Annotated in this window: 18 protein-coding genes; 5 read left to right on the top strand and 13 right to left on the bottom strand. The window is 51.1% G+C overall.

All coding sequences use genetic code 11. The features are described from left to right. Positions 1 to 11 precede the first annotated feature (11 nt). From OGV80_RS01740 to OGV80_RS01760, 5 genes are all read right to left on the bottom strand, one after another. A complete protein-coding gene (locus tag OGV80_RS01740) occupies positions 12 to 809 on the bottom strand; it encodes a PTS mannose/fructose/sorbose transporter subunit IIC (RefSeq protein ID WP_286513423.1) in 798 nt (265 codons plus the stop codon). A 65-nt stretch (positions 810 to 874) separates the two neighbouring features. Continuing rightward, positions 875 to 1369 (bottom strand): PTS sugar transporter subunit IIB, encoded by a 495-nt coding sequence (locus OGV80_RS01745; protein WP_047407276.1) that lies wholly within the window; start codon positions 1367 to 1369, stop codon positions 875 to 877. Then, complete coding sequence (locus OGV80_RS01750; RefSeq protein WP_047407273.1) at positions 1369 to 1776, bottom strand: mannose/fructose/sorbose PTS transporter subunit IIA; 408 nt, start codon at positions 1774 to 1776, stop codon at positions 1369 to 1371. Before OGV80_RS01750 ends, OGV80_RS01745 begins: the two co-directional genes overlap by 1 nt. 9 nt (positions 1777 to 1785) lie before the next feature. Further along, a complete protein-coding gene (locus OGV80_RS01755) occupies positions 1786 to 2592 on the bottom strand; it encodes an SDR family oxidoreductase (protein WP_043018051.1) in 807 nt (268 codons plus the stop codon). Between the two features lie 70 nt (positions 2593 to 2662). Next, a complete protein-coding gene (locus OGV80_RS01760) occupies positions 2663 to 3610 on the bottom strand; it encodes a sugar-binding transcriptional regulator (protein ID WP_087050431.1) in 948 nt (315 codons plus the stop codon). Positions 3611 to 4085: 475 nt separating this feature from the next. On the opposite strand from OGV80_RS01760, the gene rluF reads away from it, so the two are divergent. Next, the gene (gene rluF / locus OGV80_RS01765) at positions 4086 to 4961 is read left to right on the top strand and encodes a 23S rRNA pseudouridine(2604) synthase RluF (protein WP_008786901.1); all 876 of its coding nucleotides are present in this window, start codon (positions 4086 to 4088) and stop codon (positions 4959 to 4961) included. On the opposite strand, the gene OGV80_RS01770 is transcribed toward rluF, so the two are convergent. The 7 genes from OGV80_RS01770 to rtcR form a co-directional block, all read right to left on the bottom strand. Next, positions 4958 to 5230 carry a YjbD family protein gene (locus OGV80_RS01770; protein WP_003826541.1) on the bottom strand — a complete coding sequence of 91 codons (273 nt, stop codon included), beginning with the start codon at positions 5228 to 5230 and terminating at the stop codon, positions 4958 to 4960. The two genes, rluF and OGV80_RS01770, sit on opposite strands and share 4 nt — an antisense overlap. Before the next feature lie 73 nt (positions 5231 to 5303). Then, positions 5304 to 6062: a DeoR/GlpR family DNA-binding transcription regulator gene (locus OGV80_RS01775; RefSeq protein WP_032942078.1), complete on the bottom strand. Its 759-nt coding sequence runs from the start codon at positions 6060 to 6062 to the stop codon at positions 5304 to 5306. Then, positions 6049 to 6912: a Cof-type HAD-IIB family hydrolase gene (locus OGV80_RS01780; RefSeq protein WP_286513425.1), complete on the bottom strand. Its 864-nt coding sequence runs from the start codon at positions 6910 to 6912 to the stop codon at positions 6049 to 6051. Before OGV80_RS01780 ends, OGV80_RS01775 begins: the two co-directional genes overlap by 14 nt. Positions 6913 to 6930: 18 nt before the next feature. Beyond that, entirely contained in the window at positions 6931 to 7770 is an 840-nt protein-coding gene (locus OGV80_RS01785; protein WP_032942081.1) for a beta/alpha barrel domain-containing protein, read from the bottom strand. Between the two features lie 27 nt (positions 7771 to 7797). Continuing rightward, the gene (locus OGV80_RS01790) at positions 7798 to 9384 is read right to left on the bottom strand and encodes a PTS sugar transporter (protein WP_075145364.1); all 1587 of its coding nucleotides are present in this window, start codon (positions 9382 to 9384) and stop codon (positions 7798 to 7800) included. Between the two features lie 243 nt (positions 9385 to 9627). Then, positions 9628 to 10566 carry a ketopantoate/pantoate/pantothenate transporter PanS gene (panS, locus tag OGV80_RS01795; protein WP_043018056.1) on the bottom strand — a complete coding sequence of 313 codons (939 nt, stop codon included), beginning with the start codon at positions 10564 to 10566 and terminating at the stop codon, positions 9628 to 9630. 110 nt (positions 10567 to 10676) lie between these two features. After that, positions 10677 to 12257 (bottom strand): RNA repair transcriptional activator RtcR, encoded by a 1581-nt coding sequence (rtcR, locus tag OGV80_RS01800; protein WP_286513429.1) that lies wholly within the window; start codon positions 12255 to 12257, stop codon positions 10677 to 10679. A gap of 451 nt (positions 12258 to 12708) precedes the next feature. Here rtcR and OGV80_RS01805 point away from each other — a divergent pair, with 451 nt between their 5' ends. Both OGV80_RS01805 and OGV80_RS01810 read left to right on the top strand, forming a co-directional pair. Beyond that, a complete protein-coding gene (locus OGV80_RS01805) occupies positions 12709 to 13836 on the top strand; it encodes a slipin family protein (protein ID WP_087052818.1) in 1128 nt (375 codons plus the stop codon). 5 nt (positions 13837 to 13841) lie between these two features. Continuing rightward, positions 13842 to 14627, top strand: a complete 786-nt coding sequence (locus OGV80_RS01810; protein WP_286513431.1) for a nucleotidyltransferase domain-containing protein — start codon at positions 13842 to 13844, stop codon at positions 14625 to 14627. 42 nt (positions 14628 to 14669) lie between these two features. On the opposite strand, the gene lysC is transcribed toward OGV80_RS01810, so the two are convergent. After that, positions 14670 to 16019, bottom strand: a complete 1350-nt coding sequence (gene lysC, locus OGV80_RS01815) for a lysine-sensitive aspartokinase 3 (protein WP_193145827.1) — start codon at positions 16017 to 16019, stop codon at positions 14670 to 14672. Positions 16020 to 16455: 436 nt separating this feature from the next. Here lysC and pgi point away from each other — a divergent pair, with 436 nt between their 5' ends. After that, a complete protein-coding gene (gene pgi / locus OGV80_RS01820; protein ID WP_043018062.1) occupies positions 16456 to 18102 on the top strand; it encodes a glucose-6-phosphate isomerase in 1647 nt (548 codons plus the stop codon). Between the two features lie 470 nt (positions 18103 to 18572). Continuing rightward, positions 18573 to 18815, top strand: coding sequence for an exopolysaccharide production protein YjbE (yjbE, locus tag OGV80_RS01825; protein WP_043018063.1), 243 nt, complete (start codon positions 18573 to 18575; stop codon positions 18813 to 18815).

The following is an 18815-nucleotide window of genomic DNA, read 5'->3' on the forward strand; positions in this document are numbered from 1 at the left end:
GGCTGGCTCCATTAGTCATCAAGCTGGTCGAGAGCTTGGGAAGAGGCGGGTTGCGCCTGCGGTTCGGCTTTACGCCACTGTGGGTTTAACTGGATGTAAACCAGCGCGATGATCACGCCCACGCCACCGAAAGCCAGCAGACTCAAATCGAGATACCCTCCGGCAATAAATCCAAGGAAGAAGAAGGGCATCAGGTACTTCACTCCCATCATGCGCAGCACCATGGCGTAACCGACCACCACGATAAAGCCGCCGGCAATCTGTAATCCGCGGGTGACGAATTCCGGAATGGTGTTGAGCATGCTGCTGACCATATCCGCGCTGACAAACAGCGAGACGATTAATGCAGGAATGGCAACGCGCAGCGCCTGTACGCCGAGAGCGGAAACGTGCAGCATGTCGATGGTGCGAAAGCGGGCGTCTTCGGCTGCTTTATCCGCCGCGTGCTGGAATACCACGGTAATGGTACGGGCGAATACCGTCAGTACCTGGCCTGCCGCCGCGACGGGCAGGGCGATGGCGATACCGGTAGCAATGCTTTGCTGACCGACGATAACCAGAATGGCGGAGATAATACTGGCGAGCGCTGAATCGGGAGACTGCGCTGCGCCGACGTTCATCCAACCCAGAGCGATTAACTCCAGCGTGCCGCCGAGCATAATCCCGGTTTTTAAATCACCGAGGATCAGGCCGATAACGGTACAAGCAATAAGCGGACGGTGGGTCTGGAACTCATCCAACACGCTGCCCATTCCGGCAATACAGGAAAATATAAATATGGCGATAATTTGTAGGGTACTTATTTCCATAATATGTCACCTTGTGAATGTGATCATCCCTGCCTGTTAAAGCATAAATACACAGGCATTTTTATTTATTCAGCGAGCGATTGTTCTTTTATTTTTTCAAGGATATTAACTGATGGATCCGATGCGACGACGCGTAAATCCAGCGTAACCCCCAATTTATCTAACTCACGAAAAGCTTTGATATCGTCATCATCTAAAGAGACCGCTTTGGTTAATTGTTTTTTACCCGGTCGCCAGGCCATGCCGCCAATATTTAACGTGGCGATTTTTACCCCTTGTTTTACCATTGCTAAAGCATCCTGCGGGCAGGTAAACAGATAAAAAACGGTTTCGCTCTGATATTGCGGGTTATGGTAAACAGCGACTGCTTTTTCGAGATTAACGACGTTAACCTTCATTCCGGGCGGGGCGGCCTGACGTAATAATGTGCGACGTACTTCATCGTTATAAACGTCGTCATTGCAGATAATAATTCGTTGGGCATTCGCCACCTTTGACCAGACGGTGGTGACCTGACCGTGAATCAAACGGTCATCAATACGAGCAAGGGTAATGTTCATCAGAAATCCTCTTCGGTCGTTTCCAGATGTTGCCAGACGACACAGGTTTGTTGAGCAATGGTCGTCAGGTGTTCACACAGTTCATCCACATTCATACTGCTTTGGTTATCAACCAGTTCCAGCGCCAATGGCAGCGACAACCCGCTAATAACCCGAATAGCGGGATTTTGCATTGCCAGCGTAGCGGCAGCATTCCAGGGACTGCCACACTGCAGATCGACGGCAATCAGCCATTCATCGCCAGTGTGAACGCTTACTAACTTTTTCAGTTTTTCCACGATGTTGCTGGCGTTCTCCCCAGGGACAAATGCCACCGCTTCGACGTTGGCATCGCCGTAGACCATCTGTACCGATTCCAGCATGGCGCAGGCCAGATTGCCGTGAGCGCAGAAGATTGCATTGACCATAAAACCTCCTTAGCCGCGCGTTTTTCCGCCCGCAATGTTAGTGGTTACTCCGGTGATATAACTGGCGCGCTCTGAGAGGAGATAACAAACAAAATCAGCGACTTCGCTTAAACGTCCTGAGCGACCAATCGGGATCGCGTTCCTGGTATAACCCTCACGCAGCTGTTCAACGGTGATGTTGCGGGTCCAGGCCAGCGCTTCTTCATATTCGGGGGTGCGCAAACCGGTTTTTTCCAGAATGCCAGGTGCAATGCCAACCACACGAATGCCGTGCTTGCCCAACTCTTTCGACCAGGAGCGGGTAAAGCTATTCAACGCGGCTTTAGTGGCGGCATAGCAGCTTTGGCCCTCTGAGCCTTCCAGTCCGCTTTCTGAAGAGACATTCACAATCACGCCGTTATGCTGTTTTACCATTTGGCGTGCCGCCGCTTGCGACATTAAGAACACACCTTTCTGGTTGATATTAACCATTTTTTCAAAAGCAGCTTCGTTCAGTTCGTATTGCCCGGCGGGTGCTTTTTCATCGACCAGTAGCCGCGGGAAGTTAACGCCAGCATTATTTACCAGTCCATCAATACGTCCGTAGCGTTGGATAATTTCAGTAACAGTATGATTAACCTCTTTAGCGCTGGAAATATCCGTTGGCCAGAAATGATATCCGCTATGGTTTTCATATTTACCTTCGCCACTATGAATATCTGCCATTTGCACATTTGCGCCTTGCGCTAATAACTCCTCGACAATGGCCAGACCAATTCCGGATGCACCACCGGTAACAATAATGACTTTGTCTTGCAGATTTAACCACGTTTGCATAATAAACTCCCAATTTCAGATAAGGGGATCCCACATAAAATTAATTATGGCAGGATCAATTCAAATATATTTACTTCAACAATAATTCAGCGGTATGGCTGTTGGTGACTAAACAGTTAATATAATTCCCACGTAATGCGCCTAATATTCCAGTGTATTTTTCTTCACCCATTGCAATGCCAATGGAGTAACGCGCCTGTTTTAATTTATTGGTTTCGATGGAGAGCGTCTTTTCACTCATCCTGGTCTCTACGGTTACACCGTTGATATCGTAAAAGCGCGAGCAAATGTCTCCGGCCACATGGCGGGCATGCAGGTCATCACTCTCTTCACTGCCGTAAAAAGCGTGCCAGTTGGCACCATCGCGTATTGCCGGAGACCCAATTCCGACCAGCGCGACGTCCAGATTATCCCAGTAGGCGGAAATCGATTTAAAGTGCCGGGACTGCATAATACCGTTACGGATCAGCGAGTTTTCCAACAGCGCCGGGAAATCGGCCAGGTGCGATTCCCCCTTGAGCTTTGCCGCGGCGCCGTAGGTCAGCGTATTGACGTGGTAGCGGCTTTCAAGTTTGCCGGACGGTCCGCCGATAATCGGCACACAGATAAGCTGGCGTGACTGGTTGGCCGGGGATAATCCTTCAACCAATCCCCGTACCGCGCGACCCCATGAAAAACCAATAATGTCGCCGGGCTCCAGTAAGCGTTCCAGTAACTGTGCGCCATGCACGCCCATCATATTAAGTTGTTCATCTTCCTGTTCGCTGTCGCAGGAGACTACGACCGCTTCTTTCAGGCCAAATTTTTGTTTTAGCTGCTGTTCCAGCCACAGATTTTCGTTGTAGTCGTAATTAATGGCGATGGTGACGATACCCTGCTCGCGGCCACGTTTTAGTAACCGACTGATCGTGGTGCGGTAAATCCCCAGCTCGCGGGCGATTTGCGCTTGTGTCATATCCTGCTCGTAATAAAGCTGCGCGATTTTTACGATCAGGCGGATATCATCGCTGTTTTCCATCGCCATTTTGGGACTCCTGCACATTTGTGCAAATCACGAAATTGCCTTCTTGATCTGATATAACCCCATCTGTTTCACATCTCAAAGCTATTTTCACTTATTTCAGCGTCAATAACTGACCGATTGTGCTGCACATTTGATGTGGTGATTGCGCGTCTTTGGCACATATGTGCTTGTCGCTCTAATGTCTTGATTCTGCTTGTTTTCATTCAACAAAATTGCAGATATGGATCACTGACACTTTTGTGTCAAAAGGCGGGGCGGATCACAAATAGCGCTCGGGCATTCGAACACGATTATTTTTTATCGCCCACAAGGTAGGGTATATTTCGCTTTTAATACACAAAGTCATTCAAGTTGTACCAAGGCGGCAAGGGAGCGAATCCCTGGGAGCATAGATTGCTATGCGACCTGGGTGAGTGAGGGCAGCCAACGCAGAGACAGCTTGAAGGATGAAGTGTATACAGGAGAAACTATGCTGCCCGACTCATCTATCCGATTAAACAAATACATCAGTGAAAGCGGAATCTGCTCGCGTCGCGAGGCGGATCGCTTTATCGAACAAGGGAATGTCTTCCTGAATGGCAAACGCGCCACCATTGGCGATCAGGTGATGCCTGGCGACGTCGTAAAAGTAAATGGTCGGTTGATTGAGCCGCGTGAAGCGGAAGATCTGGTTTTTATCGCGCTGAATAAGCCGGTAGGGATTGTCAGCACCACCGAAGACAGCGAGCGCGACAACATTGTTGATTTCGTCAATCACAGCAAGCGCGTGTTCCCAATCGGTCGTCTGGACAAAGATTCTCAGGGACTTATCTTTCTGACCAACCACGGCGACCTGGTGAATAAAATCCTGCGTGCCGGTAACGATCACGAAAAAGAGTATCTGGTGACGGTAGATAAGCCGGTCACTGATGATTTTATCCGTGGGATGGGGGCCGGTGTGCCAATCCTCGGCACCGTCACCAAAAAATGTAAGGTGAAGAAAGAAGCGCCGTTTGTGTTTCGCATTACGCTGATTCAGGGGCTGAACCGTCAGATCCGTCGTATGTGCGAACACTTTGGCTATGAAGTTACCAAACTTGAGCGTACGCGTATCATGAACGTTGGTTTGTCCGGTCTGCCGCTGGGTGAATGGCGCGACCTGACGGATGACGAACTGATCGATCTGTTCAAGCTGATTGAGAACTCGTCCTCAGAAGCCAAACCGAAGGCGAAAGCGAAGCCCAAAACCGCAGGCATTAAGCGCCCGGTAGTGAAAATCGAAAAATCGGCGGAGAAAGAGAAATCGCGCCCGGCGGCAAACGGTAAGCGTTTTACCTCGCCGGGGCGTAAGAAGAAAGGGCGTTAACGTCTGCCGCGCGTTGGCGTATTTGCTGACCAGGAAAACGATGCTTCCGCATCCGGTTTATAAGCCTGCTTTTTCTTCAACTGGCGGGCTTTTTTCGCTTCCGCTTCGCGCAAGGCCATCAGTTTATCGATGTACTCTTTCTTGATGCTGTTGGTTTCTGCGTTGGTCAGCAGGCGACCATGCGCAATGCGCGCGCGGTCGAGCAGCGTTTTCAGTTCACGCTGTTCGCGTTCGGTCATCTCTTTTTGGGTAATGCGGGGGAGTGCCATATGGGTGCCCTCTGTTAGCCGATATCCTCAGTGTACGGTAATCCAGAACCTGCTGATAGCGTCATGTATTGTATTATTCAGCAATACGTAATTTTCCGGCAAAGTCCTGCTGTGTATAGCCCGTTGTTCTGAATCGCTTGTCTGTGATGATGTTATCGATCTCTTTTAATGTGGCGATACACATCACACCGTCCTGGCCAAATTTTGTATGGTCGGCAAGAATTACCGACTTTTTACTCATAGCAATCATTGATTTGGCAACATAGGCTTCATCGAAGCTTTTCACCAGCACACCATGTTGAGGTGAAATACCACCCGCGCCGATGAAGCAGATATCTGCGTGAATAGTGTTTATTTGCTGACAAACGGAGACGCCGAGATTGGCGCGGAAATGGTAGTCATATTCACCACCTAATACATAAACGCGCGCTTTGAGATTATGTTCTTTGATTTTATCGGCAATCAAGGCTGAATTAGTAATAACGGAATAGGCCAGAGGAGGTAATTGTTCGGCCAGAATAAGATTGGTTGTGCAGGAATCAATGAATAGAGTGTCGTGCTCGCTGACCATCCCGGCGGCAAGTTTACCAATTGCCATTTTTTCTTCGCGGTGTATATCAATCCGCGCGCCAAATTCATCTTCCTGAACAACCTGCTTCTTGACGGCTCCACCGTGAATCTTGGTAATTTGCCCTTCAGACTCCAGGATGGAGAGATCGCGGCGAATGGTCTCTGATGTGACTTTTAGCGTTTCCGATAATTTGATAACCGTCACTTCACCGAATTTATTTAATTCATCGAGGATATGTTTTCTTCTTTTAATCGGGTTCATTATTTTCCGCCAACGTCGTGCTTTGGCGCATGGTAACTGGATGTGCAGAGCAACGCAACCACTCCAACGCACAGACAATACCCTCATCATCATTAGAGGCCGTCACATAGCTGGCTTGTTGTTTTACTGCCTCTGGCGCATTCCCCATTGCAATACCAATGCCGGCGGCGGAAAACATACTGATATCGTTTTGCTGGTCGCCAATCGCCGCAACCTTTTCTGATGTTATATTTAACTGGCGCATTAACATGCTAATAGCATAACCTTTATTTATTTCGCTACGTTGGATATCAATGTAATTCTCCCCAGTGATAGTCGCTGTATAGCCATAAGGTAATTTATTATTCACTTCTGCAAACAGTGTATTTATTTTTAACTGCTCAGTAACGAGTGTGATTTTATAAATATCATGCCGGTTTAAAATATTTCCAGGTGCTGCCGAAATAAGTGGTAATTCAAATAAACGGGCTTCATAAGTTGTCCATGGCGCTACCTGTTGGTCGCAACGATGATAAATAGCATCGGCGCTAAAAAAGTGATGAGGACAGAGGGAAAGCGCAATATGTCGGTCAATATCCCGAAGATTCATACAAGAGAGCGCTGCAGTATGGATATTGCGCTGCTGCGCCATCTCGAGAATCTGACCTCCGTTGAAGCCGGCGCACCAACCAAACAGTGCATCAACCTGCTGCTGCTGTAGCAGGCGCATCATAGAGGAGACCGGTCTGGCAGAACAAGCGGCCAGCAGGCCACCGCGCTGGTGGAAATCAATGAGTGCCTGACGTGTGCGTGGACTGATTGTCTTTTGCGAAGTCAGTAGTGTTCCATCCAGATCGGTGACCAGTAACATGCTTCTTTTCCCTTAATATCAATGCGCAATAAACGGTGTGACAGCCTCTTTGGCGGCGTTGCAGACCATATTGTCGATTGCCGTACCGACGACCAGAATATTGACCCCGGTATCCTTAAACGCTTTGGCATTGGCGAGGTTAATTCCGCCTTCCGCCAGCGTCGGCACGCTTACCGCGCCGACCAGTGCCCACAGGCGATCTTTAATGGCTTGCGGAATATCACCTGCGGCTACGCCTTCGTAGCTCATACCGGTCATTAAACCAATCATGTCGACGCCAATTTCCTGCATCCGTTTTGCTACGCTGGCGACCTCTTCCGGAGTGCGCGCAGGAATACCGAAGGTATGCAGGTCATCCGGGTGACCAATATAAGCATCAACGGTCAGGCCATACTGATGGGCGAGATTAACGATGTCCTGTAGATCGTCCCAGTCGGATTTATGGGTGTGTAAGCCATCGGCACCAGCACGGGCAATCTCCAGTATCTCTGTTTCCGTGAGCGGGACTGGTAACGTTTCGGTAAAGCCACCTGCAATACCGACGGTAATGAAGATATCGTCAGGGACCACATTACGTACGCCATGTACTGCTTCGGCCATCTGGCTGTTAGTAATTTCGTGGCGGATTTGTTCCGCCGCGTGCATGTTGCTCACCCCCTTATGCCCACGCGCTAACGCCAGTGCGGGATGGTTCGGTTCGAGCAGCTTAACGCCCGCCTCACATACTGCTTTTGCCAGACGCGCATCGTCGCCGGTTATCCCTGTGCTGAGGATGGTTTGCCCGCCGTGCAGCGTGATGGCATCTTTCACTTTCTGTAACGCTTTAGCGCGTTTTTTATTCATATCGCCTTTAAACATGGTGTACCTCTGGTGTTGGTGCATTAATTAATGGGCTGACGCGGTAGATTCTTTCTGTGCGACAGCCTTAAAACGGTTGGCAATAATGGTGGAAATACAGGTCAGGCCCATGACGGTAACCATCACAATCGCCATTTGCAGCGCATTGCTGGATAAGAACGGAGAGGCAAATGCAGGGACATAAGCCACGCCTTTGACGTTAAAGAAACCCAGCATCATGCCGCCCAGACCGGCCCAAACGATCGCTGAACCAAAGACAATTTTGTTGGCAAACATGAACGGATAGGCCGATTCAACGAAGGTCCCAAAGCCGAGGTTGATAAGCAGGCCGGGCGTCGCGACGGCTGCTTCGCTTTTTTCTCGTGGTGCGATGACGTTAGCCAGGTTGATACCTGCAGCAACCATCACCAGGCCCACCATATCGACAGCACCGAGGAAGCTGACACCGGATTTTTCCATTTCCAGGAGCACCAGCGGCAGAATGACTGCGTGATAGACTCCCCCCAGAATAGCTGGCCAGATAACCAACCCAGCCAGCAGGCCGGCAAGAATAGGGCTGAAGGCCAGTGTGCTTTCGATAGCCAGTTTGATGTAATTACCTGCTGACAGCGCCAGCGGACTCAGCAGATAGTGCATGATTAACCCAGCGGCCAGGCCCGAGATCCCACCCGCTACAATGTTGACGGTGGTCATCGGAAAGCGCCAATTCAGGCATAATTCAAACAGCCAACGAACGAAAATCCCGGCCATCAAACCACCGATGATCCCTCCAATCAGACCGCCTTCGACGGAAAGTACTCCGGCGACCACCCCAGCAACAATTGAGACTTCATCCAGTTCCGAAATCTGTTTTGCTGCGAGAACCGCAACTAAAACCGGCAGGCCCTTCAGTAGAATTTCAAAGATATCGTTGAGTTTTTCTAGGCCCGGAATGTGACTGAGTGCGAGCACGATTGCCATGGCGATAAAGCCCGGCAGCGCAGGGATCATAATGCTGCGAATATTGAAGCGCTTAAGCAGGCTTTTTCCAGAACCGCCCTGTGAAGGAGAAGCGCTGCCCAACTGTGGTTTATATTTAACGCCCCAGTGCTTACACAGTGATGCGATGAAGGAGACTGCGCGGGTTCGGCTGGTGGTTCCTGTCGTGCCCGAGGTTGCGACGACATTTGCCCCTTTTGCCGCCACTAGCGCCATTGAGGTTCCGCCGGTGCCAACAATCGGTGTTTTCATCTCAACAGCGGCGGCAAAGACAGCCTGGTTGGCCTTCACCGGATCGGCGCTCATCACAATGATCCCGTCGATCTCACCGTTACGGATCATCTCAGCAATCCTGAAATCGCTCTCAACTACCGAGTCGTTCACTTCTGAAAGTTTGCCCTTAAATATCCTTTGTGGTTTTTGTTGGTTTTCTGTGGTTAGTGCAAATACAGACGCTGGCGTGTGAGGTTTGGCAGCGTCCATTGAGGCCTCTGCCGCAATGAACTGCACAGCGGCAACTTCCACACCTGCGGCTTCGCACTGCTGGTAAATTTCCTGGAGTAGCTTTTCGGGTTCGGCACCACCCAGGTTGTAGAGGTTGCCTCCACTGCTTCCAATAATCGCAATTTTTTTCATAGCGGCCTCGAAGATAGGGTAAGGGTTTATCTGTGTTGTAGTGGAATTATATTCCCAATTAAAACAAACCAAATCAACATGCATAAAATGATTAAATTGGGGTTTTAAACAAGTTTATTCGTATATTTGATTGAAATATAACAATTAAATAATTATTTTGTTTTGTGTTGGTATTTGTTGTTTTGTGATGGGGTTCAAATGCAGGTAGGGAGAAATGGAGGATGCCTCCTCCATTTATGAAGATTAGTGTTGTTTTACTGCGTGTGGTTTCTCTTCAATCGGCTTGCCGGACCAGTAGCCTGCCAGCAGCGAACCGGAAAGGTTATGCCAGACGGAGAACAACGCGCCGGGCAGGGCGGCAAGCGGGCCAAAGTAGATCTTGCCCAGCGCAGCGGCAAGTCCTGAATTCTGCATGCCCACTTCGATAGCCAACGTCCGGCAGGTTGACTCGTCGAAACCAAACAGTTTTCCGCCCCAGTAGCCGCCGAGCAGGCCAATGGTGTTATGCAGGATTACGGCGATAATCACCACAAAGCCGACCGACGCAATGTGCGAGGCAGAACCCGCCACGACGGCGCTGATGATTGCCAGAATGCACACCATAGAAAATGCGGGCAGATAGGGTTCCACGGCTTTTACGACGCGTGGGAACAGGTGGTGAATGACCAATCCCAACGCAATCGGAATGACCACGATCTGCAGAATACTCAGCAACATACCCATCACATCGACCTGGATATGCGCGTCGACATACAGCCGTGTCAGCAGCGGTGTGGCGACAACGCCGACCAGCGTTGAAACCGATGAAATAGTCACAGAGAGTGCCACATCGCCTTTTGCCAGATAGATCATGACGTTTGATGCCGTTCCGCTGGCGACGCTACCGACCAGCACCATCCCTGCGGATAATTCCGGCGGCATATTAAATGCCAGCGCTAAAATCCATGCGGCGAGCGGCATCACCAGATAGTGCAGGAAAATACCCGCCGCGACGGGTGCTGGACGTGAGAGTACGCGTTTAAAGTCGTCCACCTTCAGGTGAACGCCCATGCCGAACATGATCAGCATCAGTAACGACGGCACGAATGGCCCGACAGGCGTAAAGGTGGTGGGCGTGTAATACGCAATCACAGAGAGCAGCAGCGCCCATAACGGGAACAGCCGCGTGAGAGTAGCGAGCATGTTATATTCCTTGCGATTGAAATGTGTTGTGTTGTTATAAAAAGCCGGGTTCGAGCCCGGCTATAGTTATTGTTTATCGCGTGATGAAATATTATTCAAACAAATTATGTTTATGTTCCGCTGCGAACGTTTTCCCAGCTCAGTCCGAAGCGGGCGAGATATTTGCGCAGGCGGTCTGCATCGTTAGGATTGGCTTTCTTCTGCCGTGAGACGGCAAACAGTTCGCGCCCCGCTTCCGACAGCGACGCGCTGCGGCGGCACACTTCCAACACCGTTTCTAACTGGCGGCGATCGAACAGGTCTATGTCCATGTTCAGTTCAGGTTGCGAAGCGACAATCTGCCAACTCTCCTTTAACAGCGCAATTTCTTCTTCGACAAGGGATAAGGTGATGCGCCCCTGTTCGGCAAGTGTCGCCATTCGCGCGATGGATGAACTTAGCTCGCGAAAATTGCCGCGCCACTGCGCCTGTGGGGAACAGGCAAATGCCAGATAACAAACGCGAGCCTCTTTGTCGAAACGGATCTGCATCTGTTTACGGCTGGAAAAACGGTGTAGCTCATACTCGATGTTCGGGGCGATATCTTCCCGCCGCTGCGCCAGACCGGGCAGGGCGAAGCTCCACATATTGATACGTGCATAGAGATCTTCGCGAAAACGGCCTTCAGCGACCCACTGCTGCATGTCGCGATGGGTTCCGGCTATCAGTTGAAAATCGCTGTGTACTTCTTTGTCCGATCCAAACGGGAAAAAGGTTTTTTCCTCTATCGCTTTTAGCAGCATGGCCTGCTCGTCCAGCCCTAACTCGGCTATCTCATCAAGGAACAGCACGCCGCCATCCGCTTCACGCAGCAGTCCGCTGCGCGCCGTGAGTGCGCCGGTAAACGCCCCTTTCACGTGACCGAACAACGTAGACATCGCATTGTCGCCACGCAGGGTTGCGCAGTTGACGGCGACCAGTTTCCCTGCCACCAGATGCTTCGACTGGCGTAGCTGAAAAATACGTTTCGCCAGGAAGGATTTACCCGCGCCGGTGGGGCCGGTGAGCAGGATCGGGTCGGTCGAACGTAATGCTACACGCTCAATGCGATCGATCAGTTTATTGAAGGTGGCGTTGCGCGTATCAATCCCGTCCTTCAGAAAGGAGACAGACTGTTGCTGTTCGCGCTGAAAACGACTGGTGAGCGTGGCATAGCGGCTCAAATCGAGATCGATAACCGAGCAGACGCCAGCGGCGACGGCTTCGTCCGATGAACCGGCTGGTGCCGGGCTGGTTTGTAGCAGGCTGGCGGGCAGGTAGCGGGCTTCCGTCAGCAGAAACCAGCAGATCTGCGCGACGTGCGTCCCGGTGGTGATGTGCACCAGATACTCTTCGTTTTCCGTATCAAAGCTGTAGTGGGTGGCGAAGTCGAGAAAGGCGGCGTAGACCTCTTCAAAATCCCAGGGGTCGTTAATAGTCACGGCATGTGGGCGTACTTCGGTATCTGGTGAGAGCAGCGCGACGTCTTCAATCAACCTTTGCGCCATGCTCTCATCGCGTGGCTGGTGCAGCAGTTCCAGTCTGTCGACAGGGAGATCAGGCTGTTGGCACAATCCAACCGTGGGTCGCCACTTTTTAAATCGATTAGCGCGTTTACCGCGCTTGTCCAGCACCGTACCCAGTACGCCAATGACTACCCGTCTCTTTTTCATGGTTTATCCACAAAGATAAATGTCGATATAAAAAGATAAGAAAATATCTTCGCCACGGCAATCTTTAATCTAAGTGCGTAAAATAAAATGATTGTTAATCAATGAGTTAAAAATTTAATTCACGTATTTTTCTTTTTGGCACGCTTCTGGCAATAACTCTTACGTCAATCACGCTGAAAACGCAGGGGGTTAAACCTCGCCGGCACGTCAGGAACGGTACAGGCTGTTTTCCAGAAGTGTTCCGTCAGCCGATGACACACAGTGGGTTCGATTCCCAATTTCATCCTCCGAATGAAAACTGGTTGTTAATCATAGAAATAAAACGGAGCGATGCGCAGTTAGCACGCTCCAGAACAGGCTGCCGGTAAAGATGCCGTGCGACAGGCAAAAGGGAATTCCCCTGCCGCTTCGCCCCTGCACCCGCACCTGAACAACATAAAGGAATAATAAAATGGCTAAGAAAATCACGATACAAAAAGGGCAGTTAGGTCTTTTATCCCGCGAGGGCGATTACTATCAGACGCTGGAGTCTGGGCAGCACCGTTTGCCGTGGTTTAACGCCCCTGAAGTGCTGATCGTTAATAGGGATGGTAGCGAGGTACCGCAAGCGCTGGCGGAGTATTTGCGTCGTTTCCAGCCTGCATGGGTAGAGCGTTACTGCCTGGTTGTTGATACGACGGATACCGAAGCCGGAGCGTTGTATGTCAACGGTGTTTTACAGGAGATCTGCCCACCTGCCACGCGCCGTCTGTACTGGCGTGCAGAGGAAGCGCTGACGCTGGTGCGCATGGATACTCGTCAGGTTTTGGTACCGGTTGAGGTGATGAATGCGGTATTACAGCCACGACGTAACGGTACGGTGAAAGGTCGTGAAGCCATCTTAACGGTGCAAGTTCCTGCGTGGCACGTTGGTGTGCTGAAAATTGATGGCGAAACCCAGGCGCTGTTACCGCCGGGTTTGACCGCATACTGGAAGATAAACCATCTGATTGAAGTTGAAGTTGTTGATACCCGTTTACAGGTGCTGGAGGTCGGCGGGCAAGAGATCCTGACCAAAGATAAGGTCAATCTGCGATTAAATCTGGCCGCAAACTGGCGTTATAGCGATGTGTTGCAGGCTTTTGGTCAACTGACCAAACCGCTGGACCACCTTTACCGCGAGTTACAGTTTGCGCTGCGTGAAGCGGTGGGAACGCGCACGCTGGACGAACTGCTGGAAGATAAGCAGGTGATCGATGAGGTGGTGAGCGCACAGGTGAAAGCCCGAATGACGCCGTTTGGTATTGAGGTGGCTTCGCTCGGCGTGAAAGATATTGTCCTGCCGGGAGATATGAAAGCCATTTTGTCCCAACTGGTTGAAGCTGAGAAATCCGCTCAGGCCAACGTTATCCGCCGTCGTGAAGAGACTGCCGCGACGCGATCGCTGTTGAATACTGCGAAAGTAATGGAAAACAACCCGGTGGCGCTGCGCTTAAAAGAGCTGGAAACCCTCGAAAGAGTCGCTGAACGTATCGATAAAATCTCGGTGTTTGGTGGCCTCGACCAGGTACTGCACGGCCTTGTGAACATAAAAGGATAAGAATAATGAGCTATAACACAGTGGACGGCGCGATGCGCGAAAGGATATTGCGCCAGCTAAAAGAGGTAGAGCAGCGCTATGGCGTCAGGGTGCTGTATGCCTGTGAATCCGGCAGTCGTGGCTGGGGATTTGCCTCGCCGGACAGCGACTACGACGTGCGATTTATCTATGTTCATCCGCCCGAGTGGTATCTGCGGGTCGAGGCGCCACGAGATGTTATCGAGTTGCCGATAGATGATGAGCTGGATGTCTGCGGCTGGGAATGGCGCAAGGCGCTAGGATTACTGAAAGGCGCAAACCCTACGCTTATCGAGTGGCTGGATTCTCCAGTGGTCTATCAGCAGGATGAAGTGACCGTGTCAGCGCTGAAAGCGTTGGTGCCTAAATGGTTTTCTCCGCTACGTGCCCGCTGGCACTACTATTCGATGGCGCGGAAAAACTTCCGTGGCTATCTGCAGGGTGACGACGTACGGCTGAAAAAATACTTCTATGTTCTGCGCCCGCTGCTGGCTGTGCGGTGGGTCGAAGCGGGGAAAGGTGTACCACCGATGCGTTTTGCCGACCTGCTGGCGGGAAGTGAGCTGGATGCACCGTTGCGTCAGGAAATTGATGAACTGCTGGAACGCAAGCAGTGCGCGAGAGAAGCGGAGTATGGTCCGCGCCGCCCACTGTTGCATGCGTTTATCCGCGCCGAACTGAAAAGAGGAGAGATTCCGCCGACGTTACCGGATAGCCGGGAGGGTGATGTCAGAGAACTGGACAGATTGTTATATGAAACGGTGATGCGGTGAAAACGCCCGATGGTACAAGAGCCATCGGGCGTTGGCATCTACTCACTCAAACAAATTATGGTGCAGCTTCTGTACCACCTGTTCGGCTTCGGTACCAGGCACCAGGAAGCACAGGTTATGGCTGGACGCGCCGTAGCAAATCATGCGGATGTTGAACGGCTCCAGTACGCCGAACACCTCTTTACCCACGCCACAGGCTTTGGAAAGGTCGTTGCCAATCAGCGCCACCAGCGCCAGGCCTTCTTCCACTTCAACCCGACACAGGGCAGACAGTTCCATCAGCAGAGACTGTGTTAACAGTGTATCCCCGGTGGAGGTCGAACCGGTGGTATCCAGCGTCAGCGCCACGCTGACTTCGGATGTGGTAATTAAATCTACCGAGATGTTATGGCGTGCCAGAATACCGAAAACTTCCGCTAAAAAGCCACGAGAGTGCAGCATATTCAGGCTATGCAGCGTTACCAGCGTTTGCTTACGGCGCAGCGCCAGCGCCCGGAACAGAGGTGGATTCGCGGTTTTATTGCAGACCAGCGTACCGCCTGCTTTTGGATCCTTACTGGAGCCCACAAACACCGGGATATCGCTACGTACGGCTGGCAACAGGGTTGCCGGGTGCAGCACTTTCGCGCCAAAGGTCGCCATTTCCGCGGCCTCTTCAAAGGCGATTTCATCAATACGCTGCGCCGCCGGAACAACGCGTGGATCGGTCGTGTAAATGCCCGGAACATCGGTCCAGATATCGACGCGTGTGGCATGCAGCGCTTCGGCCAGCAGGGCGGCCGTATAATCGCTCCCGCCGCGCCCCAACGTGGTGGTGCGGCCTTTGCCTTCACTGCCAATAAAGCCCTGAGTAATTACCAGACCTTCGCTCAGACGCGGTGCCAACTGGAGCGTTGCCAGTTCAGCCAGCGCCGCGACGTCAGGTTCTGCGCGGCCAAAACGATCGTTGGTGCGCATCACTTTACGTACGTCAAACCACTGCGCCTGCACGTTGCGTTCACGCAGGATCTCGACGAACAGCAGGGTAGACATCAGTTCACCGTGGCTGACCAGTTCGTCGGTCAGCGCAGTTGAGGTCGCCAGTGACGCCGCTTCTGCCAGCGTGGTGATGTTTTCCAGCAGACGTTCGATCTCTTCCCGGATCACGTTTGGATAACGCAGACGTTCCAGAATATTGAACTGAATTTGACGAATGGCATCGAGTTTTTCGAAGCGCTCGGTTGGCTCCAGCCCTTCAGCCAGTGCGACCAGCAGGTTGGTGATTCCCGCGGAAGCGGAAAGTACCACTACACGGACATTAGCATCAGAAAGCACTACATCAGCGCTACGATTCATGGCATCAAAATCCGCCACGCTGGTACCGCCAAACTTGGAGACAACTACATCAGTCATAACTACCTCGTGTCAGGGAATGAATAGAGCGACCATGGCACATAAGGCAGAACAGAAACCGGTGCAGGCGCAAATGCAAATACCGTATTACATTTCGTCCTTCAATCTGCCTCTTCGTTGGCTGCACCTGCTCACCACAGTCACTTACTTCAGTAAGCTCCTGTGGATTCTCAGGTTTGCCGCCTTGACGCATATCGAATGACTTTATGTATATAAATAAAAGGCATGGCTTGTACTGTCAACGCTGGGATTATGCGGATTTTTCATGCTGCAACTGCGTTGAGTAACGGTACTAATAACAACGCTGATAACCGCTATACTTTTTAGCCACGTTTGGCGGATGCCCTGGCAATGGCATTAAAACAATCACACTTTTCTGTGACTGGCGTTACAATCGATCTCAGTCACAATTCTCAAAATCAGAAGAGTATTGCTAATGAAAAACATCAATCCAACGCAGACCTCAGCCTGGCAGGCACTACAAAAACACTTTGAAGAAATGAAAGACGTTACTATCGCGGATCTGTTCGCGAAAGATAGCGATCGCTTCACTAAGTTTTCCGCGACGTTTGACGATCTGATGCTGGTGGATTTCTCCAAAAACCGCATCACTGAAGAGACGCTGGCTAAACTGCAGGATCTGGCGAAAGAGACCGATTTGGCAGGCGCCATCAAGTCCATGTTCTCCGGTGAGAAAATCAACCGCACCGAAGACCGTGCCGTGCTGCACGTGGCGCTGCGCAACCGTAGCAATACACCAATCATCGTTGACGGCAAAGATGTCATGCCGGAAGTAAACGCGGTGCTGGAGAAGATGAAATCCTTCTCTGAAGCGATCATCTCCGGAAGCTGGAAAGGCTATACCGGTAAAGCCATCACTGATGTAGTAAACATCGGTATCGGCGGTTCTGACCTCGGCCCGTTCATGGTGACCGAAGCGCTGCGTCCATACAAAAATCACCTGAACATGCATTTTGTGTCGAACGTTGATGGGACGCACATTGCTGAAGTGCTGAAGAAAGTGAACCCGGAAACCACGCTGTTCCTGGTCGCTTCCAAAACCTTCACCACCCAGGAAACCATGACCAACGCCCACAGCGCACGCGACTGGTTCCTGGCTACCGCAGGCGACAACAAGCACGTTGCCAAACACTTCGCTGCGCTCTCCACTAACGGTAAAGCGGTTGGCGAGTTCGGTATTGATACCGCGAATATGTTCGAGTTCTGGGACTGGGTTGGCGGTCGTTACTCCCTGTGGTCTGCTATCGGTCTGTCCATCATCTTGTCAGTAGGCTTCGACAACTTTGTTGAGCTGCTCTCCGGCGCCCACGCAATGGACAAACACTTCTCCACCACGCCGGCTGAGAAAAATCTGCCAGTGCTGCTGGCGCTGATCGGTATCTGGTACAACAACTTCTTCGGTGCCGAAACCGAAGCGATTCTGCCGTACGACCAGTATATGCACCGTTTCGCGGCCTACTTCCAGCAGGGCAATATGGAATCCAACGGTAAATACGTTGACCGTAACGGCAATGCTGTAGACTACCAGACTGGCCCAATCATCTGGGGTGAGCCGGGTACTAACGGCCAGCATGCGTTCTATCAGTTGATCCACCAGGGCACCAAAATGGTTCCGTGCGATTTCATCGCGCCGGCAATCACCCATAACCCGCTGTCAGATCACCATCCGAAACTGCTGTCTAACTTCTTCGCGCAAACCGAAGCGCTGGCTTTTGGTAAATCTCGTGAAGTCGTTGAGCAGGAATATCGCGACCAGGGTAAAGATCCGGCAACGCTTGACCACGTTGTGCCGTTCAAAGTGTTCGAAGGCAATCGTCCAACTAACTCCATTCTGCTGCGTGAAATCACGCCGTTCAGCCTGGGGGCGCTGATTGCACTGTATGAGCACAAAATCTTCACTCAGGGCGCCATCCTGAACATCTTCACCTTTGACCAGTGGGGCGTTGAGCTGGGCAAACAGCTGGCAAACCGCATTCTGCCAGAGCTGAAAGATGGTTCCGAAGTGAGCAGCCACGACAGTTCTACCAACGGTTTGATTAACCGTTATAAGTCCTGGCGTTAATCTGCTTCTTCCTTCGAACCGCAGCGGTGTTGGCTGCGTTCGTTAACCCCGGTCACATAGCTATCTATGCTCCCGGGGATTAACGATCTTGCCGCCTTGCTGCAATTCGAATGAATTTGCAGATTGCTTATAAAAAAGCCGATATTAATATCGGCTTTTTTTATAAGATTGCTCCAGAATATCTACGTTTTATCTTCATTACTTAATTGAGCTTAATCCTAAAATAATTTCCTAAATGTTGTTCAATATCTGGTGTTTTCGGATTTACCGGATATTGCGTTTTCTATATTTATATTTTAACTGATTGATTAAATGGATGTTATTTTATTTTATTAATCGTTATCTCGCTTGTTGGCTAATTATCCTAAATTCCCGTATGGCGTAATTTGCACACTTTGGCTTGTGTATACTCGATCTCGCCCGAAATTCTTTTGGGTAAATCTCCATTCATACAATGAAGGGAATTTGTGATGAAAAAAGTTCTGTATGGCCTTTGGGCTATATCTGCGCTTGCGGCGACTTCTGTCTATGCCGCCCCCGTTGAGGTGGGTGAGGCTGCAGGGTCGGCTGCCGCGTCGGTTTCGGCAGGAAGTTCCTCCGCAACCAGCGTGAGCACCGTAAGTTCTGCGGTGGGGGTTGCCCTGGCGGCGACCGGTGGCGGCGATGGTTCTAATACCGGAACCACCACCACAACAACCACCAGTACCCAGTAA

Origin of the sequence: Citrobacter sp. Ce119, from assembly GCF_030334525.1 — a bacterium.
GTDB lineage: Bacteria > Pseudomonadota > Gammaproteobacteria > Enterobacterales > Enterobacteriaceae > Citrobacter > Citrobacter europaeus.